Annotated in this window: 20 protein-coding genes and 1 tRNA gene; 10 read left to right on the forward strand and 11 right to left on the reverse strand. The window is 70.6% G+C overall.

Translation table 11 applies throughout. The features are described 5' to 3' along the window. Nucleotides 1-155: 155 nt before the first annotated feature. Nucleotides 156-953, forward strand: a complete 798-nt coding sequence (locus ACFXGA_RS26800; RefSeq protein ID WP_378092345.1) for an ESX secretion-associated protein EspG — start codon at nt 156-158, stop codon at nt 951-953. Between the two features lie 6 nt (nt 954-959). Here the strand turns inward: ACFXGA_RS26800 and phoU are convergent, their stop codons facing one another. The 6 genes from phoU to ACFXGA_RS26830 form a co-directional block, all read right to left on the reverse strand. Continuing rightward, entirely contained in the window at nt 960-1,625 is a 666-nt protein-coding gene (gene phoU, locus ACFXGA_RS26805; protein ID WP_378092348.1) for a phosphate signaling complex protein PhoU, read from the reverse strand. A gap of 80 nt (nt 1,626-1,705) precedes the next feature. Then, nucleotides 1,706-3,544, reverse strand: coding sequence for an LCP family protein (locus ACFXGA_RS26810; RefSeq protein WP_378092350.1), 1,839 nt, complete (start codon nt 3,542-3,544; stop codon nt 1,706-1,708). Nucleotides 3,545-5,431: 1,887 nt separating this feature from the next. Beyond that, nucleotides 5,432-6,295, reverse strand: coding sequence for a GGDEF domain-containing protein (locus tag ACFXGA_RS26815; protein WP_378092352.1), 864 nt, complete (start codon nt 6,293-6,295; stop codon nt 5,432-5,434). A 180-nt stretch (nt 6,296-6,475) separates the two neighbouring features. Further along, the gene (locus ACFXGA_RS26820; RefSeq protein ID WP_378092355.1) at nt 6,476-6,934 is read right to left on the reverse strand and encodes a hypothetical protein; all 459 of its coding nucleotides are present in this window, start codon (nt 6,932-6,934) and stop codon (nt 6,476-6,478) included. After that, complete coding sequence (dusB, locus tag ACFXGA_RS26825) at nt 6,927-8,075, reverse strand: tRNA dihydrouridine synthase DusB (RefSeq protein ID WP_378092358.1); 1,149 nt, start codon at nt 8,073-8,075, stop codon at nt 6,927-6,929. The genes ACFXGA_RS26820 and dusB overlap by 8 nt, the downstream gene beginning before the upstream one ends. A gap of 57 nt (nt 8,076-8,132) precedes the next feature. Next, a complete protein-coding gene (locus ACFXGA_RS26830; protein ID WP_378092361.1) occupies nt 8,133-8,603 on the reverse strand; it encodes a superoxide dismutase in 471 nt (156 codons plus the stop codon). Nucleotides 8,604-9,843: 1,240 nt separating this feature from the next. On the opposite strand from ACFXGA_RS26830, the gene ACFXGA_RS26835 reads away from it, so the two are divergent. Further along, the gene (locus ACFXGA_RS26835) at nt 9,844-12,039 is read left to right on the forward strand and encodes an NACHT domain-containing protein (RefSeq protein ID WP_378092364.1); all 2,196 of its coding nucleotides are present in this window, start codon (nt 9,844-9,846) and stop codon (nt 12,037-12,039) included. A 252-nt stretch (nt 12,040-12,291) separates the two neighbouring features. Here the strand turns inward: ACFXGA_RS26835 and ACFXGA_RS26840 are convergent, their stop codons facing one another. Both ACFXGA_RS26840 and ACFXGA_RS26845 read right to left on the reverse strand, forming a co-directional pair. Beyond that, nucleotides 12,292-12,909 carry a hypothetical protein gene (locus tag ACFXGA_RS26840; RefSeq protein ID WP_378092366.1) on the reverse strand — a complete coding sequence of 206 codons (618 nt, stop codon included), beginning with the start codon at nt 12,907-12,909 and terminating at the stop codon, nt 12,292-12,294. Nucleotides 12,910-13,074: 165 nt separating this feature from the next. After that, nucleotides 13,075-13,150: transfer RNA gene (locus ACFXGA_RS26845), tRNA-Lys, on the reverse strand. A gap of 166 nt (nt 13,151-13,316) precedes the next feature. On the opposite strand from ACFXGA_RS26845, the gene ACFXGA_RS26850 reads away from it, so the two are divergent. From ACFXGA_RS26850 to ACFXGA_RS26870, 5 genes are all read left to right on the forward strand, one after another. Next, nucleotides 13,317-14,192, forward strand: a complete 876-nt coding sequence (locus ACFXGA_RS26850; RefSeq protein WP_378092369.1) for an exodeoxyribonuclease III — start codon at nt 13,317-13,319, stop codon at nt 14,190-14,192. Nucleotides 14,193-14,257: 65 nt separating this feature from the next. After that, nucleotides 14,258-15,478, forward strand: a complete 1,221-nt coding sequence (locus tag ACFXGA_RS26855; RefSeq protein ID WP_378092371.1) for a hypothetical protein — start codon at nt 14,258-14,260, stop codon at nt 15,476-15,478. A gap of 80 nt (nt 15,479-15,558) precedes the next feature. After that, nucleotides 15,559-16,140, forward strand: coding sequence for a hypothetical protein (locus ACFXGA_RS26860; RefSeq protein ID WP_378092374.1), 582 nt, complete (start codon nt 15,559-15,561; stop codon nt 16,138-16,140). Further along, nucleotides 16,140-18,137, forward strand: coding sequence for an SPFH domain-containing protein (locus ACFXGA_RS26865; protein WP_378092377.1), 1,998 nt, complete (start codon nt 16,140-16,142; stop codon nt 18,135-18,137). Before ACFXGA_RS26860 ends, ACFXGA_RS26865 begins: the two co-directional genes overlap by 1 nt. After that, nucleotides 18,134-23,005: a DNA repair ATPase gene (locus ACFXGA_RS26870; protein ID WP_378092379.1), complete on the forward strand. Its 4,872-nt coding sequence runs from the start codon at nt 18,134-18,136 to the stop codon at nt 23,003-23,005. Before ACFXGA_RS26865 ends, ACFXGA_RS26870 begins: the two co-directional genes overlap by 4 nt. Nucleotides 23,006-23,127: 122 nt before the next feature. On the opposite strand, the gene ACFXGA_RS26875 is transcribed toward ACFXGA_RS26870, so the two are convergent. Continuing rightward, nucleotides 23,128-23,649: a hypothetical protein gene (locus tag ACFXGA_RS26875; protein WP_378092381.1), complete on the reverse strand. Its 522-nt coding sequence runs from the start codon at nt 23,647-23,649 to the stop codon at nt 23,128-23,130. Nucleotides 23,650-23,776: 127 nt separating this feature from the next. Between ACFXGA_RS26875 and ACFXGA_RS26880 the strand changes: the two genes are divergently transcribed. From ACFXGA_RS26880 to ACFXGA_RS26890, 3 genes are all read left to right on the forward strand, one after another. Continuing rightward, nucleotides 23,777-24,613 carry an oxygenase MpaB family protein gene (locus ACFXGA_RS26880; protein WP_378092384.1) on the forward strand — a complete coding sequence of 279 codons (837 nt, stop codon included), beginning with the start codon at nt 23,777-23,779 and terminating at the stop codon, nt 24,611-24,613. 163 nt (nt 24,614-24,776) lie between these two features. Beyond that, complete coding sequence (locus tag ACFXGA_RS26885) at nt 24,777-25,604, forward strand: glutamate ABC transporter substrate-binding protein (RefSeq protein WP_378092386.1); 828 nt, start codon at nt 24,777-24,779, stop codon at nt 25,602-25,604. Nucleotides 25,605-25,818: 214 nt separating this feature from the next. Then, a complete protein-coding gene (locus tag ACFXGA_RS26890; protein WP_015105489.1) occupies nt 25,819-26,022 on the forward strand; it encodes a cold-shock protein in 204 nt (67 codons plus the stop codon). Between the two features lie 110 nt (nt 26,023-26,132). On the opposite strand, the gene ACFXGA_RS26895 is transcribed toward ACFXGA_RS26890, so the two are convergent. After that, the gene (locus ACFXGA_RS26895) at nt 26,133-26,441 is read right to left on the reverse strand and encodes a hypothetical protein (RefSeq protein ID WP_378092390.1); all 309 of its coding nucleotides are present in this window, start codon (nt 26,439-26,441) and stop codon (nt 26,133-26,135) included. A 264-nt stretch (nt 26,442-26,705) separates the two neighbouring features. After that, nucleotides 26,706-26,843, reverse strand: a complete 138-nt coding sequence (locus ACFXGA_RS26900; RefSeq protein ID WP_378092392.1) for a hypothetical protein — start codon at nt 26,841-26,843, stop codon at nt 26,706-26,708. Between the last annotated feature and the right edge of the window lie 118 nt (nt 26,844-26,961).

The following is a 26,961-nucleotide window of genomic DNA, read 5'->3' on the forward strand; positions in this document are numbered from 1 at the left end:
GGCCCCGGCGGCATGGGCGCGGGGATGGGCGCGGGCGCCGCGGGCGCGCGCGGCCAGGGCGACGAGGACAAGGAGCACAAGGCTGCGTCCTACCTGGTGGAGACCGAGGACGTCTTCGGCGACGGCACCATGGTCGCTCCGCCGGTCATCGGCGGGTGAGCGTGTTCTCGTTCGCCCTGTCCCACGCGGCGGCCGACATGCTCTGGGAGGACCTCAAGCTCGGCAGCCGCCCCTACCCGTTCGAGTTCCCCTACCTCGGGCAGACGCTCGACGAGCGGCGCGGCATCCGCAACGCCGTCTACCGCGACCTGGAGTCACGCGGCCTGGCCCGGAACGGCCGGGCCGCGCCCGAGGTCGAGGAGGCGCTCACCCTGCTCGTGCGGTTCGACTTCTGCCTCAACGCGGTCGCCTCGCTGGACGCCCGCAACGTCGAGCGCCAACTGCTGGCGCGCGGCGGCGCGGCCGGCGAGACGGCGGCGCTCGCCGTGATGGACGACCGGCAGATCAAGGTGGACGTGATGCGCGCGCCCGCGTTGCTGCGCACGATCGTGGACCTCGTGCCCCCGTCCCGACCCGGCCCGGGCCAGTCGATCACCGTGCCGATGCCCACGTCCGCGCCGCCGCCACCGCCGCGCCGCGACGACGACTTCGGCAACGCCACGTTCACCCAGGCCATGGCACCGCGCTCGACGGCGTCCGCGCAGGTCCGCGCGCTGGAGGCGGTGTTCGAACGCCCCCGGCTGCGCGCGGGCCAGTTCGGCGTCACGGTCCGCGGCCGGCACGGTCGGGAGCAGCGCGCGCCGCAGGTCGCCTGGTTCGACAACGACCAGGGTCGCTACCTGTCGCAGACGCGGCAGGGGCCGGACGGGCGGAAGTGGCTCACCCACGCCCCCGCCGACAACGCGCGCATCGCCGCCCAGCTCGCGCAGGAGCTGAACGGCCTGCTCGGCTGACGCGCGTCAGGACCCGTCGGCCGGGTGGTAGCCGGGCATCCGCCCGGTGACCACGAAGACGGTCCGCTTGGCGACCGACACGGCGTGGTCGGCGAACCGCTCGTAGAACCGGCCCAGCAACGTGGTGTCCACCGCCGACGGCACGCCGTGCGCCCACTCCCGGTCCATGATCACGGTGAACAGGTGCCGGTGCAGGTCGTCCATCGCGTCGTCGGCGTCCTCCAACGACCGCGCCCGCGCCACGTCCTGGGTGCGGATGATGTCGGTCGCCTCCCGCGCCAGCTCGACCGCGATGCGGCCCATCTCGGCGAAGTACGGCCGCACCGTGTCCGGCAGCACCGGGTTCGGGTGCCTGCGCCGCGCGGCCTTCGCCACGTGCAGCGCCAGGTCGCCCATCCGCTCCACGCTCTCGGCGGCGTGGATCACCGCCAGCACGATGCGCAGGTCGGTCGCGACCGGTGCCTGCAACGCCAGCAGCGCGTACGCCTGCTCCTCGATGCCGGCGCGCACGTCGTCGATCTTGGCGTCGTCGCCGATCACCTGCTCGGCCAGGGCGAGATCCGCCTCGAGCAGGGACGCGGTCGCGCGCTCCATCGCGTCACCGGCCATGCCGCACATGTCGGCGAGCTGGTCGGCGAGCTGTCCGAGCCGGTCGTGGTAGGCCTCACGCATGGCCGACAGCCTACGGCCAGGTCATAGCGGTAGCGACCCACCCCGGTGAACCGGTGGTGAACCCAAGACGTCCAGTCGGCTCAGGCGCAGGGGTCCTTCCCCGCGTTGACGACGGGCAGGTCCTCGGGCGCCTGCGCCTTGCCGGGGTCGGTGCCCGCCGCCTGCGGCGCGCGGACCTCCTCGTCCCAGCCCGGCCCGATCAGCAACTGCACCGCGCCGGCCATGTTCGCCTGGAACTGCAACGTCGCACCGGGCACCGAGGAGTGCAGCGTCGCCGCCGCGTCCTCCGCGCCGACCCCGTACAGGATCACCGTCTTCTCCGCGGGCGGCGCGTCGCCGGGCAGCACCACGTCGTAGCCGAGTTCCCGCAACGCCGCCGTGGTCCGGCCGGCCGCGCCGGCGTTGTCCGGGTCGCCGTTGCGGACCTGGACCTTCAGTCCCTTGTGGTCGATGACCTTGCCCTGCTTCGGGCCGGTCGGCGCGGGGGTCTGCGCCTGACCCTGGGCCTGGTCCGCGGTGTCGTCCGGCGTCTCCTCCGGCAGCGGCGTGCCGTCGATGATGGCCTGGAACAACTTCCGGGTGTCCTCTTCCTTCAACAACTCCACGTTGTCGTCGTTGGACAGCGTCGGACCCTCGGACGTCTCGTGCGGGACGGTGATGAACGTGACCCGGCCGGCCTCCAGGCTCTGCAACGACTGCGCCAGCGTCAGCATGTCGTTCACGCCGATGTTCTGGCCGACGGTCGAGGCGGCGAACGCGTTGAGGAACGCGTTGAGCTTGCTCGGGTTCAGCAGGATCTCCGACGAGAGCGCCTTGCGCAGCAACGAGGACAGGAACTTCTGCTGCCGCGTGACGCGGTCGTAGTCGCCGAACACCTCGCCGTTGACCTTGCGCGCCCGCACGTAGTCGAGCGCCTTGTCGCCGTTGATCTCGAACCTGCCGGGCTGCTCGAAGATCACGCCCAGCTCGTCGTCCTTCATCGGCTTCGGCACGCACACCGGCACGGTGCCGATCGCGTCGACCATGCCCTTGAAGCCGTTGAAGTCGACGCTGATGAAGTGGTTGATCTCCAGGCCGGTCAGCTCGGTCATGAACTTGCTGACGCACCGCGGCCCGCCGACCGCGTACGGCTCGTTGGCGCGGACGCCCTCCTCGGCGTCGAGCTGCTCGCCGGAGTACTCGCCCGTGGCCGGGTCCCACCGCTCGCACGCGGGGCGCGTGATGCGCAGGTCCCGCGGCACGGAGACGACGACCATGCGCTTCCGGTCGGCCGGGATGTGGGCGAGCATCAGCACGTCCGAGCGCGCGCCCGGCTCGGCGCTGGAGTCGCCGACGCCGTCCTGCGGCTTGGCCCCGGCCCGGGTGTCCGAGCCGACGATGAGGAAGTTCTCGTCACCGAGCTGCTTCTCCGCCTCGTGCACCGCGGCGGAGTTGGTGTTCAGCGCGTCGATCTCGGTGATCTTGCTGTCGATGTAGAACATCGCGCCCCAGCCGAGGCCGGTGGACACGAACACCAGCACGGCGGCGGTCAGCGCGACGACCTTGACCGAGCGGACGATCTTGCTGTGCTTGGCCGTGCGGCCGCGCCGGCGCGGGCCGTCGAGTTCCGGGTCGTCGACCGGCGAGGCGTACTCGGTGGCGTCCTCGTCGTGGTCGGCCTTCCACGGCATGAGCTTCTGGCGGCGTTCCTTGCGCAGTCGCTCCTGCTCGGCCAGCTCGTCGTGGACGGCGGAGAACCGGGCCAGGGTGTGGTCGACCTCGCGACGCTTCTTGACGTCGTCGCTGATGGCCTCCATCTCCGTGGTCAGGCTGGCCGGGTCGATGGCGTCGCGGGGCTCCGGGCCGGGCGCGCCGAGGCGGTCGGCGATGGGGGGCGCCTGGTCGGGCGCGGCGTCCTCGGCGAACCTCCGCCCGGGCACGTCACCACCCGGCCGCGGCGCACCGCCGTCGGCCGGCACGGGGGGCGGCCCGTCGGCGAGCCGTCGCGGACCACTGCCGTCGGCCGGAGGACCGTCGGCGAGCCGACGCGGACCACTGCCGTCGACGGGCGGTCCATCGGCAAGCCGTCGCGGGCCACTGCCGTCGAGGGGCGGTCCGTCCACGAGCCGTCGCGGGCCACTGCCGTCCACCGGGACCGGGGGCCCGTCCGCGAGCCGCCGGGGTGCGCCGCCGTCGATCGGCGCGGGGGGTCCGTCGGCGAGTCGGCGCGGGGCTCCGCCGTCCACCGGTGGGACGGGTGGCCCATCGGCCAGTCGGCGCGGGACGTTGCCGTCCGGACGGCGGCCCGCCGGGTCGTCGCCGGGCAGGCCCGGTCGTGGGCCGTCCGCCGCGCGGCGCGGGTCTTCCGGACGTGGGCGCGCCCCGGGGCGGGGTGCGCCGTTCAGGTCGTGCGGTCCGCTGCCGTCCGCGAGGCGGCGAGGCGTGCCCGGCGCCAGGTCCTCGGGGTGCGGTCGCGGTCCACTGCCGTCGGGGAGGCGACGCGGTCCGTCGACCGGAGCGCCGGGGCGCGGACGTCGGCCGGTGTTCTCACCGGGCCGGGGGCCGTCTGCGAGCCGCCGACCGGCGCCTTCGACGCCCTCGGCGGGCCGGCGTCCGGTCTCGTCCGGTCGCCGGCGTGGCCCGCTGCCGTCGGCCGGGCGTCGGGTCGCGTCGGGCGGGAGTTCGTCGGGGTGCCGCCGCGGCGCGACGCCGTCCGCCGCCCGTCGGGGCGCGTCGAGCGGGTCTTCGGGGCGTCGCCGGGGTCCGCTGCCGTCACGCCGAGGCGCGTCGGGTGTGAGGTCTTCGGGGTGCCGCCGCGCTCCGCCGCCGTCCGCCGCACGCCGGGACGTGCCGGGAGCCGGATCGTCGGCTCGCCTGCGCGGTCCATCGCCCTCCGCCGCGCGTCGGGGCGCGTCGGGCGTCAAGCCCTGCGGTGCGCCCTCCGCGGGCCGTCGACCCGGCGGCGTGCCGGGGAGGTCCGGGCGGGGGCGTTGGCCGGTGCCCTCGGCGAGCCGGCGCGACGGGTCCTGCGGTGCGCCGCCCTCGGGACGCGGCCGGCCGTTGGCGGGGATCCGCCTGCTCGGCTCGCCGCCCACCTCGGCGGGCGGCGCGGGACGCCTCGGGTCGGCCTCGGCGGGCCGGTGGCCGTTCGCGGAACGACGTCCGCCCGTGTCCTCCGGCGCGGGGCGCGGTGTCCGGGTGCCGGTGCCCTCGTTCGCCGGGGCGAAGAAGTCCGGCGGAGCGGCGGGGCGGCGTCCGGGCGCGGGCGGTGCGCCGTTCACCGGCCGGGGCCTGGTGCCGGTGTCCTCGGGCGCCTGCCTGCGCGGCGGCGGCTCCGGGGCGGCGCGGCGGCCCGTGCCCTCGGGCGCGTGCCTGCCGTTCGTGGGCGGCGTGGGTCTGCGGGGCGGCTCCGGCTCGGGCGCGGCGCGCCGGCCGGTGTCCGACGGACCGGGTGGGACCGGGCGGGGGATGTTCGTGCGGCTGTGCTGCTCCAGCAGGTCGGACACGCTCAGCCCGCCTGCGTCCAGCGACCTGCGACGACGGCCGGTCGGCTGGTCTTCCTGCGGGGCCTGGTCACCTCCGGGTCCGGGGCCGCCACGGCGGGGCTCGTCGGGCACCCGGTCTCCCTTCAGCGTCGGTCATTAGTCGGTCGTCATCACGAGTTGACGTCGGCGAGGACACAGTGGTTGCACCAACGGCGTGTCACTTGCCTTGGCGATACTACGGATGACCGCCAGTCCTGACGACCACTCCCGGTGATACAGGGGTTGGTCGTACTCGGTTGCGCGCAGCAGACTACGTCCGAAAGGGTGAGTTACCGATCGGTGTCAGTAACCGGCGACCCTCGATTCGGCTATCCCGCGTCGCCCGGAAGCGGCACCCGCGAGGCGGACCCGGCCGTTGTCCCGGTAGGCGACGGCGTTCCGTCCTGACTGCTTGGCGGTGTAGAGGAGGCTGTCCGCGTGCAGCAACTGCTGCTCGGGGGCGGTCGGCGGACGCGCCGGCGAGTCCGCCGAGGGCGGCTCGTAGGCCAACCCGATGCTGACGGTCACTCGCAAACCCGGCGCCAACGAAGACCAAGCGTGACGCTCGACACGCATGCGGGCCGCCTCGGCGATCTCCACCGCCGACGCGGGCTCGACGCCCGGCAGCACGAGGACGAACTCCTCCCCGCCGTAGCGGGCGCAGAACGCGCCCTCCGGCAGCTCCTCCTGGAGCAGCTCGACCACGCGCTGCAACACCCGGTCACCCAACAGGTGCCCGAACGTGTCGTTCACCTGCTTGAACCAGTCGAGGTCGATCAACGCGATGGCGAGACCGGACGTGGTCGAGCCGCGCTCGGCGACCATCGCGACCAGTCGCTCGTCCAGGTACCTGCGGTTGTAGCTGTCGGTGAGGCTGTCCCGGAGGCTCTGCTCCCGCGCCTCGGCGTGCTCGCGGCGCAGCCGGTCGACCTCGCGGCGCAGCTGCTCGGGCACCTGTGGCTGTTCGTCCTGGTCGGCGTAGACCAGGTCGAACGCGGACCGCAGGTGCTGGTACGCCTGCCGCCACTGGCCCCGGGAGGCGAGCAGCGCGGCGATCGACTCGTGCAGCTGCACCAGACCGGTGCCCTCGCTCTCGGCCGCGGGCACGCCCACGCCGGGCTCGCCGTCGCTGTCCGGGTCGGTGACCTCGGGTCGCAGTGCGGTCATCGCGCTCACCTCCCTCCTTGCCAAGGTGTCGTCTGATACGAGGCGACGCTTGAGCGGCCAGGACGCGTCACTGAGGGATTTCCCTCGACCGGTTGACTGTGCACTGCTCCGAACTAGTGACATTCGGTGATCCGAAGGTCACGAAGTTCGCGCAGCGTGGTCGACCGGGCCGGCGTCACCTCAATTGACGCAGGGCGCGAAGCCGTAGACCTTGCCGTTGAGCAGCACGACGTGCTGCGAGCCGATCTGGCTGCCGATCTCGGCGCCCTCCTGCACGACGGTCAGCGTCACCGCGACGACCAGCACGACACCGCGCGGGTGCTCGTCCCGGCCGGGCGGCGCCCACGCCGGGTCCAGGCGCAGCGTCGACATGGTCGGCTGCACCCTGATGGTGCCCGAGGGCAGTTGGCAGCCGTCGTCGCGGAAGTCGGGGTGCTGGGTCTCGCCGAGCAGCTCGTGCTGCTCCGACGTGCCCTGCGAGCCCGCCTCGTTGAGGTCGGCGAAGTAGCCCGTCACCAGCTCGCGCTCCACGTCGGTGACCCGCAGCGGCCGGGCGGCGCCGGTGACCACCGAGCCGCAGCCGGTCAGCACGAGGGCACACGTCAGCGCCGCGGCGGCGCGGACGCCCACGTCACCCACCCGAGTGCAGCTCGTCGGCGCCCTCGGGGACGGTGGCGTCCTCCGGGTCGTCCAGCCAGCCCTCGGGCAGCACGACCTTGCCGGGCGAGCCCTGGCGGCCGCGCGGCTCGTCGGCGTTGTCCGGGAACGGCAGGTCGGGGTCGAGCCGGCCGACCAGGTCGTCCAGCTCGGCGAGGGTCGAGACCATGGCGAGGCCGCGCCGCAGCTCCGCGCCGACCGGGAAGCCCTTCAGGTACCAGGACATGTGCTTGCGCAGGTCGCGCAGGCCCTTGTCCTCGCCGAGGAAGTCCGCGAGCAGCGCGCCGTGGCGGCGCAGCACGGCCGCGACCTGGCCGAGCCGCGGTCCGGGCGGGATCGGCTCGCCCCGGAACGCGGCCTGCAGCTCGCCGAACAGCCACGGCCGGCCGAGGCAGCCGCGTCCGACGACGACGCCGTCGCACCCGGTCTTGGCGACCATGTCGAGGGCGTCGCGCGCGCTGAAGATGTCGCCGTTGCCGAGCACGGGGATGCTGGTCACGGCCTCCTTCAGGCGGGCGATCGCGGACCAGTCGGCCTGGCCGGAGTAGCGCTGGGACGCGGTGCGGGCGTGCAGCGCGACCGCCTGCGCGCCCTCGTCCTCGGCGATGCGGCCGGCGTCGAGGTAGGTGTGGTGGTCCTCGTCGATGCCGATCCGGAACTTGACGGTCACCGGCACCCCGGCGGGCTCGGCGGCGCGCACGGTGGCCCGCACGATCTGCCGGAACAGCTGCCTCTTGTACGGCAGCGCCGCGCCGCCGCCCTTGCGCGTCACCTTCGGCACCGGGCACCCGAAGTTCATGTCGATGTGGTCGGCCCGGTCCTCGCCGACGATGATCTTCGCGGCTTCGGCCATCGACTTCGGGTCGACGCCGTAGAGCTGCATCGACCGCGGGCTCTCGCCCTCGCCGAAGGTGATCATCTGCATGGTCTTGGCGTCGCGCTCGACGATCGCGCGGGCCGTGATCATCTCGCAGACGTACAGCGAGGTGGGGCTGCCGAACTCGCGGCACAGCTGCCGGAAGGCCACGTTCGTGATGCCGGCCATGGGCGCGAGCACGACGGCGGGATCGACCGGGTACCGGCCGATCGTCAGGGGCTTGGTGGCGTGCAGGGCGGTGGACATCGCCCTCCATTGTCGCCCAGCCCGGCCAGTGGCGGACGTCACCCGCCGCGACCGGGGTCAGAACGGGACGGTGAGGCACCCGACCCGCGCCCCGGCCGTGCCCGCGTGCCCCGGCTCGGTGTGCGTGTGCTCCTCGTGCAGGACGACCGATCCGGGCCGCCGCTCCCCGAACCGCCAGTCGACCCGGGCCAGGGCCTGCCCCCGCCCGCGCCCGTCGGTGGTGAAGTCGAGCCAGATCTCGTTGCGCGGGTTGGCGAACGCGGGATCCGTCGCCCCACCGGGCACGTGCTGGTAGTGCGGCCCGGCATCCGCCGGCCCCGCACCGCACGGGTTGACGTGCACGTGCGCCCCGTACGCCCGGTCGGGTAGCAGCCCACTGGTGCGCAGCAGCACGACCGTGCCGCCATCGTCCGGGGCCGCCACCACCTCGGCCCGCGCACCGACGGGCACACGTGCGTCATAGCTGGTCAGGTCCCCGGACACCACGGTGAACGAAGACATGAGCGCGAGTGCAGCCACGAAGTGCATGGCCTCTACTTATCCGCCCAGGCCCCACACCGCCAGCCACATCACCCGTTCCGGTCGTCCCCGGACACGACCCGGTGCCACGATGAATCCGAACGCGGCCGAATAGGCCGTGACGCCATCGTGCGCCGCCAGGGACTCGAACCTTGAACCGGAACGTGTGAATGTCGCATGTTCGGCGTCTGCCGACACATTCCCGCACCGGCGAACGCCACAGTGAATCGAATTATATGGCCTTTGCCATCGTTTGTCGGGGGAACCGAAGTCCTTGATTTTGCTTCCAGAGTCACCTGTCGCACCGATCGCCATCCGCAGAAGCTCGCGTACCAACGTGCAGGTTGCGTGGGCGGGCGTGGCCTCTTCTTCCGGAACCTCTGGCGGTGAGTCCACTTACGGCCCCGGCGTCTCCGCTGTTCAGCGGAGGCGATCAGACGAAGATCGGGAGGTCCCGCGCGGCAGCCTTGTGCTGTGCGTGGATGGCTCGTCCTCGCGGTGAAGATCACGCGGACGTGGAAGCAGATCCACTCACTCAGCTTCGCTTCCTCTGTCGAATGAAGGTCAAGCGCTTGCCGCTGACCGACCTGACGGGGCTTGCCCAAACCGCTCGGTGAGGTGGCGCTGAGCGTCAACCTCCGGGGCACCCTCGGCGGGCTTAGTATGTGGTAGCGCACCGGGTATGCGGTCTCCGTCGACGCGCAGGATTCGCGTCGGCCAGCGATACCTCAGGAATGTATAGGCGACTTCCCGTGACACCCTTCCCCCGGAGCCGATCAACACATCCGCCAGAGGCAAGCTGGCGAACCCGAAACAGGTTCGAAACTGGATCACGTGGACCCTGCCGAGGATCGACACAGTGCCCTACCCTCCGGCTGGCCGTTCCATACATGTTCCGCCGAAACGAGCTGATGCCGTCCTTCCGTCGATCAGCGTGAGAGCCTCTGCCGCCATCGCTATCCAGGCTGCGGCTGTAGCCCGCTCAAATGCGAGCATTTCTCACTAAGATGGTATCTGCTTGCAGTCGGATTGGCCTGTACTCGTTCACTCTATACGGCTACCATTGAGGGCATCATTCACCCGACAGCACGAAGCTTGCCTACTCTATGTAACCGTCCGTATCTGCCTCGGTCCTTCGAGGCGAGTGAATCGGGAATCCAGAGTGTCGGAAAGAGGCACGGAGTTTGAGGATCGTGCGAGAGAGATCGCACGCGCCATCCATGATCCCCTCGGGCTGCAAGGTTCAGCAATGTTCGAAGGGAAAGAACGTGACTCGATTTTCATCACCGAAGATGCGATAAACGCATATGAGTTCACCGTTAACACAAAAAAGGCAAAGGCCGTTCAGGATGCGCAAAAGCTGCGCGAAGTTCTCACCAAGCTGTCAAAGTTCCCCGAAAACAGGTATAAAACTCCGCGCGGATGGTTCGTAACGCGAAATGAGCCGCTAGCCGATCAACGGAGCGCTGTCGAGCAAGAAGCCAAAAAGGCTGGCTTTCCACTATACGCTATCAGTATCAAGACGCTGCAGAAGCGACTATGCGACGCGGAAGGTTATCTTCGTCGCCGGTCCGATGCTCCCTTTGGTAGTACTGTCTTCACCACTCGTGGCGGCTTTCCGAAAGTGGATGTAGCCTCACGCTTCACCACGTCTAGTGGAGAAACGTTCAAGCTTCCCTATATCGCCGAACTTTTAAATTCTGGTGGCCGTGTCCTTCTCACCGGGGAGTTCGGTGTTGGGAAGAGTCATGCTCTCAGGGAACTGTACAATATTCTACGAAGAGCATACTTTAAAGATACTCTGACGAACCCCTTCCCGCTCCACATTAATTTGAATGATTGTATCGGCCTAAGAACTCCTGCGGAGATCATCAGGCGGCATGCGGAGAACATCGATTTCGCCGGACAAAACGGGTTGATTTCCGCGTGGCGCGCTGGCGCATGCACTCTCCTTCTGGACGGCTTCGACGAACTCGTACCGCAACGCTGGGTGGGTGGAGCCTCTGACCTAAAAGAGGTCAGATGGCAGGCCCTCAGCGCTGTTCGTAGGCTTATCGAAGAGATGCCAGAAGCGGGTGGTGTAATAGTATCTGGAAGATCCCACTTCTTCTCTTCTTCTTCCGAGATGGTCGCAGCCCTGAATCTCGGAGATTCAGCTCTACAACTGACCCTTGAAGATTTCAATGAGGATCAGCTTGCGCAGTACAGAAAACTCGTGGGAATAACTAGTAGTATTCCCGACTGGGTCCCCGCTCGACCTCTGTTGCTCGGTTATCTCTATTCTAACAGGGATAGTATTCCAGGTGACCTGTCGAACCAGAGTGTGGGTCAGTCCTGGCGGACTCTACTGGCAGCAATATGCGAGCGCGAAGCTAAGATACTCTCGGTTGTCCGGCCGGAGGTGATCCTCAAGATTTTATCGCGGGTAGCTACTCTCGCGCGCTCTAAAGGCAATGAACTCGGCCCAGTGGGCATGGACGAAATGAAGCGCGCATTCTATGAAATCAATGGTCGGGAACCGGAGGAGGAAGGTCTGCAAGCCCTGCTTCGCCTTCCTGGATTGGCAGTTGACACGACGTCGGATCGAGAAGAAAAACGAGTGTTCATCGACCGATCGCTAGCAGGGGCTGCCTATGGTGAAGATCTAGCGGCGTACCTTGCCGACTCACATAATAATCAGCATCCGCTGTCACGCGCCGCATCCTGGATCGACGCCGCGGACAGTATATCGATAGACGTCGCCGCTTCTGCATTTACTGATAGCGGAGGGAGCCTTTCTCTGGCACTTGCCGCTGTTGACCACCGTCAAAGTAAGGGCTGGTCCGATGTGGTGGTCTCTGATGCAATCCGAGTCGCGGATGCCGTCAGCGAGGAGGATGCAAAAGTCAATCTAGGATACATGGTAGAGGGAGTGATATTCGACCACTTCTCCGCTGATGGGCCCGTGCAGGCAAGTACTCGTTACCGGGACTGTTTGATCAACACTCTGAACTTGAGCGAGGTGTCGACAGCTTCTGAATGTGCCATCTTCGATAACTGTTCCATTCATTTCGTTGACGGTATCGCTGCTATCCCGCCGTGGCTCGCAAACAACTTCGTGAACACGGCGGTGGATAAATATTCTCACACAACTCAGACGACCGCCGGAATTCTTGCGTTGAACCTTCCCGTTGAAACGGCCGTTGCGCTTTCTATTCTCAAGAAGGTGTATAATCAAGAAGGGTCGGCCCGTAAGGAAAGTGCGCTTTACCGAGGATTGGATCAGCAGAAGCAACAGATTGTTGGCAATATCCTATCGGGCATGGTGGCGAAAGGATGGATCAGTAAGGGCGGCGCTGGTGGCACTACCATATATCGGGCGGTCAAGGGGGTGCGAAATTTAGCGCAAAGAGTGCTGGAGGATCCTCAGTCATTTGAGATCGATCTTCCCAGTCAGCAACGATAGCTCGCGTGCGCACCGCGAGAGGCCTTGCCCACACAGAGCAGGCTTATGTCATCCCGCCGACTTGACTCGTCCCACCCACACGTGTCAAGGGGTACTTCGCACGGCCACGACGGTGGGCTCTCGACCTCCTTGACGCGGGTGGGTGGTGCCTTGGAGGGGTCGGCGGGATGAACGAACCCGGCGCATGCTGGTAGTCCAGCTGGCGGTGTCCGTCCCGGTCATCCTGCTGGCCTGGCGCGCGGCGAGCGCTTCCTACAGGGAGCCGAACGCCGCGGCGGTGGCGGCCTGCTTCAGGTTGCGGGTGGGGATCTGGTCCGCGGCTTGGTCGAGGGCGCGCGCGGCGGTGTGGAGGTCGCCGCTGGCGAAGAATGTCTCGGTGCGCACGTACGAGACGGCCGCTGGCAACAGCGGGTCTTCGGACTCGTTCGCCGTGGCGCGCATGAGATCGATGAGGCGGGCCGAGAGGTCGTAGTAGCGGTACTTGTAGGCCACGCCATCGGCGGCGCGCAGGGCGAGGGTGAGCAGGGAGGCGACCTGGCGGCGGTCGGCCCGGTCGAGCAGTTGCCGGGCTCGGGTGGTGAATCGGGGGAAGACGGAAAACGCCGAACGGCCCATCCCGTTGCCGGATTGGTGCGTGGTGATGTTGTTGGCCGAACGGCGGTCGAGGGCGTCGGACCTGAACGGGCCGATCTTCCCCAGTTCGACCGGCACGATTCGGGAAGCGACGAACGTCCGCAACCGGGCGTGGAAGCCGTTCATCACCCGGCGGGTTACGAGTGGGTGACTTTCCGAACCTTCCGCAGGACGGTCGCCACGCTGCTGGACGAGGCCGGGTTGACGGCCCGGCAGATCGCAGACCTCCTCGGTCACTCTCGGCCGTCGATGACGCAGGACGTCTACATGGGGCGCCGGTCGTCCGGCCGTGCGGCGGCGGATGCGCTCGGGGCTGTGATCAGGTCGAACGGGAGTAAGTGAGGGGTAAACGGGGGCTCCGGCGGCGCTCGGCCCTCGATCACCCGTCGTGACCTGCGAGTTTGGTGGGCCGCCAGGGACTCGAACCCTGAACCCGAAGATTAAAAGTCTCCTGCTCTGCCAATTGAGCTAGCAGCCCTCGCCCACAGCTTACCGACGACGTGCCCGCCTGCCGGCAGGGTGGTCCGATCGTCGGTGTGGCCGCCGTCACGCGTGGATCAGTGGGGAAGGCCGGATTCCGGGGACGGCGGTGGTTCGGGAAATCGGCGCGCGTTCGGACGCGGCGGGTGGTCGTTCGGACTAACGTGGGACGGGTGCGCGTGGCCACGTGGAACGTGAACTCGGTGAAGCAGCGGTTGCCGCGGTTGTTGCCGTGGCTCGACCAGCGGCGGCCCGATGTGGTCTGCCTGCAGGAGACCAAGCTCGCCGACGACGCGTTCACCGCGCTGCTCGGCGACGAGCTGGCGGGCCGCGGGTACGAGGTGGCGGTGCACGGCGAGGGTCGGTGGAACGGGGTCGCGATCCTGTCCCGGGTCGGGTTGGGCGACGTGGTGGCGGGACTCGCGGGCGGCCCCGGGTTCCCGCACCAGGAGGCGCGGGCGGTGGCGGCGACGTGCGGTGGGGTGCGGGTGCACTCCGTCTACGTGCCCAACGGCCGGTCGCCGGACTCCGACCACTACCGCTACAAGCTGGCCTGGCTCGCGGCGTTGCGGGACGTGGTGGCGGCCGGGCCGGCGGAGGTCGTGGTCTGCGGCGACGTCAACATCGCGCCGACCGACGCCGACGTGTTCGACCCGGCGGCGTACGCCGGCCACACGCACGTGACCGCGCCCGAACGGGAGGCGTTGGCGGCGTTGCGGGAGGTCGGGCTGCACGACGTGGTCCGCGACCGGTGGCCGGCCGAGCGGGTCTTCACCTACTGGGACTACCGCGCCGGCATGTTCCACCAGGACCTCGGCATGCGCATCGACCTGGTCCTGGCGTCCGCGCCGGTGGCCGCGCGGGTCGAGGCGGCGTGGGTGGACCGGCACGCCCGCAAGGGCACCGGGCCGAGCGACCACGCGCCGGTGATCGTCGACCTGGACGAGGCTCCGGACGGCGACATCGGGCCGGTGGTGCCGCCGCCGTCCGCGCCGCGTGCCCGCAAATCGGTCAGGCTGCCGCAGTCCCGGGCGGACTAGGGGTCTCGGGCCGCGCACCGCTCCGCCATCATGTGCGCCGACCGACGACCCGGAGGAGCACAGCGGTGACCGACCACGTGACGCAGGCGTACCTGGACGACGAGGGCCTGCACGGGCTGATGGGCCGGCTGGACCTGCCGCCGGGCCTGCGCGCCGCCTACGGCCACCGGCTGGTGAACCGGCCCTTCTTCCTGGACGAGCGCACCGCGCACGACGTCGCGGCCGACGTGCTCGACTTCTTCGAACTCCTCTTCTCCTTACCGGGCAGGCTGTTCGGCGGCAGCTTCACCCGGTTCGCCGACGCCCTGGGCATCCCGCCCGCCGAGGCCGCGCTGATGGGCTCCGAACGGCCGCCGGTGCACGGCCGCGCGGACATCTACCGCGTCGGCGACCGGTTCCGGCTGCTGGAGGTGAACGCGGGCTCGCAGCTCGGCGGCCCGGACCTGGGCGAGCTGGCCCGCGTGATCCACGCCGACCCGGGTTTCCAACCGTTCGTCCGGGAGCACGGCCTCGGCTACGTCAACCCGGTCGAGAAGCTGCTCGACGCCATCGGCCCCGACCGCACCGTCGCCTTCCTGGAAGAGGGCGGGATGCTGGCCCGGTTCGCCAAGGGGTTCGAGAGCTTCCGGGAGACCTGCGCCCGGCTGGGCGTGGACGTGCTGCTCGGCGAGCTGCACGAGCTGACCACCCGCGACGGCTACCTGCACCTGCACGGCACGAAGCTGGACGTGGCGGTCCGCTACTTCAACGCCGCGCAGGCCGTCGCGCACGCGGACACGCTGGCCAAGGGCCACAAGACCGAGCTGTACACGCCGTTGTCGAGCTACTACTACGGCAGCAAGTCGACCATCGCGCTGCTGTCGGAGCACCGCGAGGCGTTGGACGACGACGAGAAGGCGTTGGTGGACCGGCTGGTGCCGTGGACCCGCTCCCTGCGGGACGTGCCGCGCGACCTGCTGCGCGAGCGGCGGGAGGAGCTGATCGTCAAGGCGGCGGGCGGGTTCGCGGGCGCGGGCGTGCACCCGGGGTGGCTCATGACCGACCGCGAGTGGGCGCGGGTGCTCGACGAGGTCGGGGACGAGCCGTACGTGGTGCAGGAACGGGTGCGGCCCACGCTCGACGTCGTGCCGGGTGACGACCGGCCGTACGTGACGACGTGGGGCTGGTTCGTCACCGACCGGGGGTTCGCGGGCATGAGCATCCGCTCGATGCCGTCCGCCGACGGCGCGGTGGTCAGCTACGCCGGCAACCCGCTCACCAAGGTGTCCGGCCTGCTCGTGCACTGAGCGGCGCGGGTCGACCGCGTTGCGTCATTCCGGCCTGTCCGCGCCCCGCACCGGGTTAGGGTCCCGTGAAAGGGGGGTGCATGGGGCGGTTCTTCGCGGTGGCGCTGGGATTCCCGGTCGCGGTGCCGAGCATCCTGTTGGTGATCGTCGTCGCCTACTGGCTCCTGGTCGCCTTCGGCGCGGCGGACGCGGACTGGGTGGAGCTGGACATCGGCGGCGTGCCCGCCACGATCGGCGTCTCGCTGCTGGTGGCGTTCTCGTGGTTCGCCTGCCTGGCGGGCGTGGTGCTGGTCGGACCGTCGTCGGCCGCGGCGGGTTTCGCCGTGCTCGGCGGCGCGCTGCTGGTCGGCGCGGTGCTCGCCCGGCTGGCCATGGCGCCGTTGACCCGGCTGTTCCCGGCCGACCCGCCCGCGTCCCGGCTGGACTTCGTCGGCCGCACCTGCGTCATCCGCACGGGCCGGGTCACCCGGACCTTCGGCCAGGCGGAGGTCACCGCCGCGGACGGCTCGTCGGCGGTCGTGCAGGTGCGGCAGCCCGGCGACGACGCGCTGACCGCGGGCGCCACCGCGGTGATCTTCGACTACGACGCGGACGGCGAGTTCTTCTGGGTGGCGCCGCTGGACCTCGGCCTCGACCCGACTCACGCACTGGGGGAGCACTGATGGACGTCATCACCACCGGGTTCGGCATCCTGATCGCCGTCGTCCTGGTCGTCGTGATCGCGCTGCTGATCCTGGTCAGCAGGCTGTTCCGCAAGATCGACCAGGGCAAGGCGCTGATCATCTCGAAGGTGCGCAAGGTGGACGTCACGTTCACCGGCGCGGTGGTGTTGCCGGTGCTGCACCGCGCGGAGGTCATGGACATCTCGGTGAAGACGATCGAGATCCGCCGCGCCGGCCAGGAAGGGCTGATCTGCCGGGACAACATCCGCGCCGACATCCGCATCACGTTCTTCGTGCGGGTCAACAAGACCGTCGAGGACGTCATCAAGGTCGCCCAGGCCATCGGCACCGCCCGCGCCAGCGACGAGGCCACCCTCCAGGAGCTGTTCAACGCGAAGTTCTCGGAGGCGTTGAAGACGGTCGGCAAGCAGCTCGACTTCATCGACCTCTACACCATGCGCGACGAGTTCCGCGACCGGATCATCCAGGTGATCGGCACCGACCTCAACGGCTACAGCCTGGAGGACGCGGCGATCGACTACCTGGAGCAGACGCCGATGGCGCAGCTCAACCCGTCGAACATCCTCGACGCCCAGGGCATCCGCAAGATCACCGAGCTGACCGCGATCGAGCACGTCCGCACGAACGAGTTCACGCGCCAGGAGGAGAAGGAGATCACGCGCCAGAACGTCGAGGCGCGCGAGGCGATCCTGGAGCTGGAGCGCCGCCGGGCCGACGCGGAGATCAAGCAGAAGCGCGAGGTCGAGACGATGCGGGCGCGCGAGGAGGCGGAGATCGCCAAGGTGCAGGCCGAGGAGCGGCTCAAGGCCAACACCGCGCACATCCGCACCGACGAGCAGCTCGGCATCCAGACCGAGAACAAGGCCCGCGAGATCGCGGTGGCCGAGAAGAACCGCGAGCGCGTGATCGCGATCGAGACCGAGCGCATCGAGAAGGACCGGATGCTGGAGGTCATCGGCCGGGAGCGGGAGACCGAGCTGTCCCGCATCGCCGCCGACAAGGAGCTGGAGGCGGAGAAGCGGTCCGTCGCCGAGGTGGTGCGCGAGCGGATCGCGGTGGAGAAGACCGTCGCCGAGCAGGAGGAGATCATCAAGCGGCTGCGCGCGGTCGAGGAGGCCGAGCGGCAGCGCCAGACCGTGGTGATCAAGGCCGAGGCGCAGGCGCAGGAGGGCCTGGTCAAGGACATCAAGGCGGCGGAGGCCGCGGAGCAGGCCGCGAAGTTCAAGGCCCGCGAGGAGCTGCTGCTCGCCGAGGCCCGCCAGCAGGCCGCCGAGCTGGACACCCGCGCCATGATCCGCCTCGCCGAGGGCAAGCAGGCCGAGGCCGCCGCGAACGGGCTGGCCGACGTGCAGGTGCGCGAGCGGGACGCGGAGGCGATCGAGAAGGTCGGCCGCGCCGAGGCCGCGGTGGAGAAGGAGAAGGCGCTCGTGGCCGCGCTGGCGATCCGCGAGAAGCTGAAGGGCGAGGCGGAGGGCCTGGCCGACAAGGCGGGCGCGATGGCCGCGCTGGACGGCGCCACCCGCGAGCACGAGGAGTACCGGCTGCGGCTGGAGACCGAGAAGGAGGTCCGGCTCGCGGGCCTGGACGTGCAGCGGCAGGTGGCCGAGTCGCAGGCGATGGTGCTGGCCACGGGCCTGGAGAAGGCCGACATCGACATCGTCGGCGGCGAGAGCGCGTTCTTCGACCGGATCGTCGGCGCGATCACGGTGGGCAAGCAGGTGGACGGGTTCGTGGAGCACTCCGACGTCGCCCGGACCCTGGCCGGGCCGTGGCTGGACGGGTCGGCGAGCTTCACCGACGACCTCGGCCGGCTGCTGGGTTCGTTCGGCACCGGTGACGTCAAGAACCTGACCGTGTCCGCGCTGCTGCTCAAGCTGATCGGCTCCGGCGGGCCGGACGAGGGCAAGCTGCGCGAGCTGCTGGCCGCCGCGCAGCGGCTGGGCGTGGCCGAGCGGCCGGTCGCCTCGCTGTCGTGACCGCGCCGGTGGAGGCGGGCGCGGCGGTGGAGGCCGGCACGTACGAGGTGCTGCGGGCCCGGCTGGCCGAGCAGGCAGCCGGGCTCGCCCGGCGGGCCGAGGAGCTGAACGCGCGCCGGCTGGAGGTGTTCGGCAGCGCGGAGCTGGCGCTGCTGGGCACCGAGCGGATCCGCACCGAGCACAACTGCGTGCCGCGCGACTGCGTGTCCCTGTCCGTCGCCGGGGGCGGCGGGTCGCCGGCGACCGGGCTGATGCTGTTCGGCTACAACGTCTTCATCGGCCTGAAGCCGGAGACCGCGGTCGACGACGTGTTCTCGCTGCACCGCTTCACCCGTGACGGCGGGGCGTTCCGGTTCGAGGACGCGGCGGACGACGAGCTGCCGGGCCTGCTGCGCGACCCGCGGTTCGAGCGCGACTTCGCCGAGCTGTACCGGTACTACCGGGACACCAGGCTGATCCAGCTCCGCCGGGTCGAGGGCCGGCTGCTGGCGGTGTTCCAGACGGGCGCGCGCATCGGCGACATCCGGGTGCTGCGCTGGCGGGTCGGCGTGGACGGCTCGGTCGAGTACCTGGACAACCGGGGCGAGCGCGACCACGTGTTCCCGCCGTCGCACGACTTCGAGTGGATCGCGACCGGGCGCGAGCACCACGTGCCCGGCCGCCACCCGCACATCTCCGTCGAGGACGAGGTGTTCGTCGAGACCATCGGCGGCGACCTCACCATCAAGGTGGAGAACAACACCGAGACCGGCGAGGGCGTCTACACCGAGCCGGTGGACGAGCCGCTGCAGTCCCTGGCCGACGGCGAGGTGCAGTACGCGCGCGTCGGCCCGCTGATCCTGCTACGCGTCCGCCCCTACAACGAGACCGCGTGGCGGCACCTGGTGTTCAACACCCGCACCCGGTCCGTGGTGCGGCTGGACGGCATCGGCCAGGCGTGCCAACGGCTGCCCGAGGACCAGGGCCTGATCTTCCCCGGCGGCTACCACCTGGCCACCGGCGTCGGCAAGACGTTCGACACCCCGGTGGACGAGCTGGAGTTCGAGCGGGTCATCCGCTCCACCAACGGCGAGGACGTGCTGTACGTCTTCCACGCCCGCCGCGACGGCCGGTCGCTGCTGCTGCCGTACAACGTGATCCGCAGGGAAGTGGCGACCCCGCTGTCGTGCCACGGGTACTCGCTGTTCGACGACGGCACGCTGGTCGTGTTCCGGGCGACGGACGACGAGCCGACCCGCGTGCACCCGATGCAGGTGTGGCAGACGCCGTACCTGTCCGACGCCTACGCCGCCGCGCAACCCGTGGGCACCGGCCCGCTGGAACGCGTCGGCAACGCCGACCTGGTGCGCGGCATCTCCGACTGCCTGTCGGTGACCCGGCTCGTCGGCGACACGGCCCCGTCCGTGCCGGTGTTCGAGGACCTGATCGCCTCCTGCGCCAGGGTGCTCGACACCTACCACTGGCTCGGCGAGCCGGAGCTGGGCGACCTGCGCGACCCGCTGTCGCGGGTGCGGGCGACGGCCGAGCAGGTGCTGGACGAGTTCGAGACCGTGCGGGCGCTGACCGACCAGGCGGCGGCCGCGGTCGACGAGGCCGAGGAGCGGATCGCGTCGGTGGTCCGCCGGGTGCGCGGCGACGTGCCCGCGTCGGCCGACGCGTGGGTGCGGCAGCTCGCCGACCTGCGGCAAGCCCAGGGGCACCTGCTGACGGTGAAGGAGCTGCGGTACGCCGACGCGGCCCGCATCGACGCGCTGGTGTCGTCGGTGGAGGACGAGCTGGCGGGCACGGCGCGGCGCGCGGTCGAGCACCTGCGCCGCGACGACGCGTTCGCCGGCTACCACGAGCGGGTCGAGGGCCTGGTCGGCGAGGCCGAGGCGATCCGCACGGCCGCCGAGGCCGACCCGGTGGTCGAGCGGCTGGGCGAGCAGCAGCGCGGCCTGGAGGTGCTGACCGAGACCATCGGCTCGCTCGACATCGCGGACGCCACCGTGCGCACGGCGATCCTGGAGCGCATCGGCGAGGTGCTCGCCGGGCTGAACCGGGCGCGGGCCACCGCGGACGGCCGCCGGCGCGCGTTGCTCGCCACCGAGGGCCGGGCCGAGTTCGCCGCCGAGTTCGCGCTGCTGGGTCAGGCGATCACCGGCGCGCTGGCGGTCGCGGACACCCCGCAGCGGTGCGACGAGCAGCTGGGCCGGCTGCTGCTGCACCTGGAGAACCTGGAGTCGCGGTTCGGCGCGTTCGACGACTTCCTGACCCGGCTCGGCGAGAAGCGGACCGACGTCAACGAGGCGTTCTCGTCGCGCAAGCAGGCGCTGCTGGACGACCGGGCCCGTCACGCCGACCGGCTCGCGACCTCCGCCGACCGGATCCTGGCGAGCGTCACCGGGCGGGTGGCGTCGCTGGCGTCGGCGGACGAGGTCAACACCTACTTCGCGACCGACCCGATGGTGGCGAAGGTCCGCGCGGTCGCCGACGAGCTGCGCGCGCTGGGCGACCGGGTGCGCGCCGAGGAGCTGGACGGGCGGGTGCTGGCCGCGCGGCAGGAGGCGGGCCGCTCGCTGCGGGACCGGCTGGACCTGTTCGACGGGGAGGCGATCCGGCTCGGCCGGCACCGGTTCGCGGTGAACACCCAGCCGGTCGACCTGACGCTCGTGCCCAAGGACGGGGAGCTGTCGTTCGCCGTCACGGGCACCGACTTCCGCGCGCCCGTGCGCGACCCGGCGTTCGCGGACACCCGGCCGTTCTGGGACCAGTCGCTGGTGTCGGAGACGGCCGAGGTCTACCGGGCCGAGCACCTGGCCGCGTCGATCCTGGCCGAGCACCCGGTGGAGGAGCTGCACGCCGCCGCCACCGGGGGCCGGTTGCCGGACCTGGTGCGCCGGGTCGCCGAGTCGCGGCTGGACGAGGGCTACGAGCGGGGCGTGCACGACCACGACGCGGCCCGCATCCTCGACGTGGTGCTGCGCCTGCACGCGGGCGCGGGCGTGCTGCGGTTCCCGCCGGCCGCGCGGGCCGCGGCGCAGCTGTTCTGGGTTTCGGCCGACGAGGGCGTGCGGTCGGCGTTCGCGCGGCGCGCGGTCTCGCTGGGCCGGGCCAGGGCGGCGTTCGGGCACACCGCGGCCATCGACGAGCTGTGCGCCGAGCTGGGCGCGGCGGCCGGCGACCCGCTCGCGGGCGAGTACCTGTTCGAGGAGCTGTGCGGTTCGCCGTTCGGGTTCGTCACGAGCGCCGGGGCGCGCGCCCTGGTGGACGCGTTCCACCGGGCGTTGGGCGGGCGCAGGGAGTTCGACGACGACCTCGCGGCGATCGCGGACCTCGACGTGCGGCGGCGGTTGGCGGAGGGCTGGTACGAGGCGTTCCTGGGCGGCCTGCCCGACCGGGACCGCCACCTGCCCGACCTGCCGGAGGCGGTGGCGCTGGAGCTGTGCCGGGACCTGCCCCGGCACGAGTCGTCCGCGCAGCTGGAGGCCACTGTGGACGGACTGCTCGGCACCCACCCGCGCGTCGTGGACCGCGGCCTGGAGGTCCGGCTGGACGAGCTGCTGACCCGCACCCGGGCGTTCCGCGAGCACCGCGTGCCCGCCTACCGCGCCTACCAGCGGCGGCGCAACGAGGTCGTGGCCGCCGAACGGGCCAGGCTGCGGCTGGACGAGCACCGGCCGAAGGTGATGGGCGCGTTCGTGCGCAACCGGCTGCTGGACGAGGTCTACCTGCCCCTGATCGGCGACAACCTGGCCAAGCAGCTCGGCGCGGCGGGCGACGGCAAGCGCACCGACCAGATGGGCCTGCTGCTGCTCATCTCACCGCCCGGCTACGGCAAGACGACGCTGATGGAGTACGTCGCCCACCGGCTCGGCCTGGTGTTCGTCAAGGTCAACGGCCCGGCGCTGGGCCACGGTGTGACGTCGGTCGACCCGGCGGACGCGCCGAACGCCACCGCGCGGCAGGAGGTCGAGAAGATCTCGTTCGCGCTGGAGGCGGGCAACAACGTGCTGCTGTACCTGGACGACATCCAGCACACCTCGCCGGAGCTGCTCCAGAAGTTCATCTCGCTGTGCGACGCGCAGCGCCGCATGGAAGGCGTGTGGGACGGCCGCACGCGCACCTACGACCTGCGCGGCAAGCGGTTCGCGGTGTGCATGGCGGGCAACCCGTACACCGAGTCCGGGCAGCGGTTCCGCATCCCCGACATGCTCGCGAACCGCGCCGACGTGTGGAACCTCGGCGACGTGCTGTCCGGCCGCGAGGACCTGTTCGCGTCGAGCTACGTGGAGAACGCGCTCACGTCCAACCCGGTGCTCGCGCCGCTGTCGACCCGCGACCGCGGCGACGTCGAGCTGCTGGTGCGGATGGCGCGCGGCGAGGACGTGCGGGCGGACCGGCTCGCGCACCCGTACGGGGCCGCGGAGCTGGAGCAGGTGCTGTCCGTGCTGCGCAAGCTGCTGCGCGTGCGGGAGGTCGTGCTGGCGGTCAACCGGGCGTACATCGCCTCCGCCGCCCAGGCCGACGCGTCGCGGATCGAGCCGCCGTTCCGGTTGCAGGGCTCGTACCGGAACATGAACAAGCTGGCGGAGCGGATCGTGCCGGTGATGAACGACGCCGAGCTGGACGCGGTGATCGACGACCACTACGCGGGCGAGGCGCAGACGCTCACCTCGGGCGCGGAGGCGAACCTGCTCAAGCTGGCCGAGCTGCGCGGCGCCCTGACCGAGGCCCAGGCCGCCCGCTGGCGGGAGGTGAAGGCCGCCTACGTGCGCGCCCAAGCCCTCGGCGGCGCGGACGACGACCCGACCACCCGCACCGTCGGCGCCCTGTCCCTGCTGACCGACCGCGTGGGCGCGGCCCTGGACCGCCTGGCCACCCGCTGACCCCCGCGTGTCCTACGTCCAGAACGCGCGTGTCCTACGTTCGCGTCGCGTGTGTCCTACGTTCGGAACGCGTGTGTCCTACGTTCGGAGCACCCGAGTTCAACGTTCGCGCACACCGGAAATCAGTCGAAGCGCTCGCAGGCCAGGCCGTCGCGGTCGAGGTCGAGGTGGTGGCGGTCCCGCCCCACCACCTCGATCCGGCCCGCGCCGTGGTCACGCAGCCAGTCGCACAACTCCCGCACCCCGCGCGGGAACCGCCACGGCACGCACGGCCCCTCCGTCACGTACGCGGGGTCGCAGTGGTGGCCCTGCGTCGGCCGGGTCGGCGTGGTGGTCACGACGGTGCTGGACGACGGGGGCGGCGGCTCCGACGACGTCGTCGTCACGGCGGTGGTGGTCGTGGTGATCGGCGGCGCCGGCCGCGGCTCGGGCTCGGGCGCCACCACGGGGATCGTCGTCGGCCGCGCGACCGCCACCGTCGTGGTGTACGTCGCGCTGACCACACCGGGCTCCACGGGGCTCAGCTGCACCTGCCGCACGTCCACCGGCCGCGGTTCGCGCACCGTGATCGCCATCGTCACGAGCGCGCCGGTCGCGAGCAACAACGCCACTCCGGCGAAGGCGACGCTTCTGCCACTGCTCATCCCTGCACCCGCTCCGAGGCTCCACGGTGTCACGTGGAATCGTTCAAGCCCCTGAACGCGTTACGCCCCAACCGTCTTGGCACGTCGAAGGGGTGACGCGAACCGCACGACGTGACACGATCGGGCGGTGGACGTCGGGTTGCTCGGACCGGGGACCGTGACCTGGCAGCTGCACGCCGACCCCGCCATGTGGGTCGCCGGCATCGCGAGCCTCTACCTGCAGGCGCTGCACCCCCGCGCGGTCGCCGCCGTGGTGCAGAACTCCAGCTTCCGGCGCGACCCGCTGGGCAGGCTCCTGCGGACCGCGGACTTCGTCGGCACGGTCAGCTACGGCTCCACCGAAGAGGTCCACCGGGCCGCCGCCCGCGTCCGCGCCGTGCACCGCACCCTGCGCGCCAAGGACGACACCGGCCGCACGTTCCGGATCGACGACCCCGAACTGCTGCTCTGGGTGCACTGCGCCGAGGTCCACTGCTTCCTCACCGTGCTGCGCCGCGCCGGCTACCGGCTCACCGACGCCCAGGTCGACCGCTACTACGACGAGCAACGCCGCACCGCCGCCCTGGTCGGCCTGCACGAGGACGAGGTGCCCGGCAGCGCCGCCGAGATGGCCGACTACTTCGCCGCCGCGCTCCCCAGGCTGCGGCGCACCGCCGACTCCGAGGTCGTGTACCGGTTCCTGCACCGCCCGCCCGTCACCGGCGTGCTGCGCCTCGGCCTGGACGCCTACGAGCCGCTGCTCGGCCACCTCGCGTACTCCGTGCTGCCCCCGTGGGCCATCGCCCTGCACGGCCACCGCCCGTACCCCGGGCAGGCGGCCACCGCCCTGCTGCGCGCCGTCCGGACCGCCGCGCTGCTCGTGCCCGCGCCCCTCCGCTGGGGCGTCCCCGAAGGTCACGTGAACAAGGCGATACGCCGACTCGGCCCGCGGGTGGCGCCCAGGCGAGCACTCCTGCCGTCCTGACCGGACGTCAGCGGGCTCACAGCGCCGATTGCGCCGAACGGACCATTGGCGTGGACCACTGCGACCTTTATCGCACCTGACCGACCCGCCCGCTTGCTTAGCATGAACAACGTCCGGCGCGTCGATCCGCGCCGCCCCCAGCACCCGAGAGGTTCCGCAGCACATGCTGTTCCGACGACTGCTGCCCGCGACCGCCCTGGTGACGGCCCTGTCCCTCACCGCGGCGTGCGGCGGCGCGAGCGACGACACCCTGGCAGGCAAGGCCGACGACGGCGAGCTGACCATCGGCATCCGGTACGACCAACCGGGCCTCGGGCAGCGCCGGCTCGACGGCAAGTTCGTCGGCTTCGACGTGGACGTGGCCAAGTACGTCGCCGCCCAGCTCGGCGTCGAGGAGTCCGGCATCAGGTGGCGCGAGGCCCGGTCCGCCGACCGCGAGAAGCTCATCGCCTCCGGCGAGGTCGACTTCGTCGTCGCCACCTACTCGATCACCGACAAGCGCAAGGAGCGGGTCGCGTTCGCCGGCCCGTACTTCCAGACCGGGCAGGGCGTGCTGGTCCGCTTCACCGAAGACGAGATCACCGGCCCGGAGACCCTGAACGGCAAGAAGCTCTGCTCGGTCGCCGGCTCGACGTCCGCGCAGAAGGTCAAGGACCAGTTCGCCCAGGACGTGCAGCTGGTCGAGTACGGCCAGTACTCCGACTGCGTGATCGCGCTGCTCGCCGGCAACGTCGACGCGGTCACCACGGACGAGGTCATCCTCGCGGGTTACGTGGCGGAGAACCCCGAGCTGCTCAAGCTGGTCGGCACGCCGTTCACCACCGAGCGCTACGGCATCGGCCTGGCCAAGGACGACGCGGAGGGCCGCTCGAAGGTCAACGCCGCCATCGAGAAGATGGTCGGCTCCGGCGAGTGGCGCGCCGCCCTGGAGCGCAACATCGGCCAGGCCGGCGTCGAACTCCCGGAACCACCCAAGGTGACGGAGAAGTAGCTTTCCGGTGGACCAATGACTTCTGGGTGGTAGTGCTCGAGGTCACCAACCGATACGCTCAGCCACGCAGGCCGTGGTTTCTGTGTTCGTGTCTCACGCTCGCGGAACGACACGCGGGCGTGCCGTCCCCACCGGCGACCGGTGGGGGAAACGCCCCGGGACGGCCGGGGCTGCACGGTGCAGCCCCAAGCTTTCCTGCGATGGAGGCAGGTACATGGCACTGGGCACTGTCAAGTGGTTCAACTCCGAGAAGGGCTTCGGCTTCATCGCCCAGGAGAACGGCGGGCCGGACGTCTTCGTGCACTACTCGGAGATCCAGGGCCAGGGGTTCCGCACCCTGGAGGAGAACCAGCGGGTCGAGTTCGAGATCGGCCAGGGCACCAAGGGTCCGCAGGCCCAGAACGTGCGCAAGGTCTGATCGCGTCGTCACCACCGTCTTCCGCTACGACGGCGCAGGCCCCCGACCGGCTGGTCGGGGGCCTGTTCGCGTTCGGGCCCGGCCTCGGGAGCCGGGGCACTGCCGGGGGTCTAGTAACCGCGCTGGCGCGCTTCCCACTCCAACCGCTGCATGACCCACTCCGTGGCCAGCGCCTGCGGGGAGGTCTGCCGCTCGGCGGCCAGCTCCTTCAACTGCTCGTTCGCCATGAGCTGCAGGCGCAGCTGGTACACCTGCGCGTTGCCGAAGCTCGTGCCCGCCGTCGTCTCCGCGTCGGAGGTCTCCGGGGCGAGGGCGGCCAGGTACGACTCGAGCTCCTCGTCGGGCAGGACTTCTTCCTGTTCACGGGCGGGCGGGCGATGCCGGCCCGACTTCGACCGTCCAAGGGATCCAAGAGGCACGGCGACACGATAACGGTTGGATTGCGGCGCCGGCCACAGTGTGGCCCCGGTCACGGGTGAACGCGTGGAGAGGCCCCCGCGCCAGGGGGAGGAACGCGGGGGCCGGAGGGGATCTCCACAGGCGCTGACCGGGGGTGTGTCAGCAGTTCGGATTGTTGCACGCGCACGTGGACCTGGGGAGTGGGTTGGCCCGAAATCTTCAGGTGGGAGATGGCGGGAAGCCCCTGTCCGGCCCGTTCGCGCGCGCCGGCCCCGCCGCACGGCTCACCCCTGTGGGGTAGGCGGCGGCGCGTCGGGGTCGTCCGGCGCGGCCTCCAGGTTCGTGATCTCCCCCTCCAGCCGCTGCACCAGCTCCTCGAGGCCCTCCAGCATCCCGTCCAGCTGGCTCATCTTGTCGTTCATCAACCGGTCGATGTGCCCCCCCGTGGCGGGCACCCACACGCGGCCGCACCCGTGGCTGATAAACAAAAACCAGCCCCCCCGGCCCCACCCGTTGGGGGGGTGCGGGGGGGGGGGGGGA

This window comes from Actinosynnema sp. NPDC059335, from assembly GCF_042752395.1.
Lineage (GTDB): Bacteria > Actinomycetota > Actinomycetes > Mycobacteriales > Pseudonocardiaceae > Actinosynnema.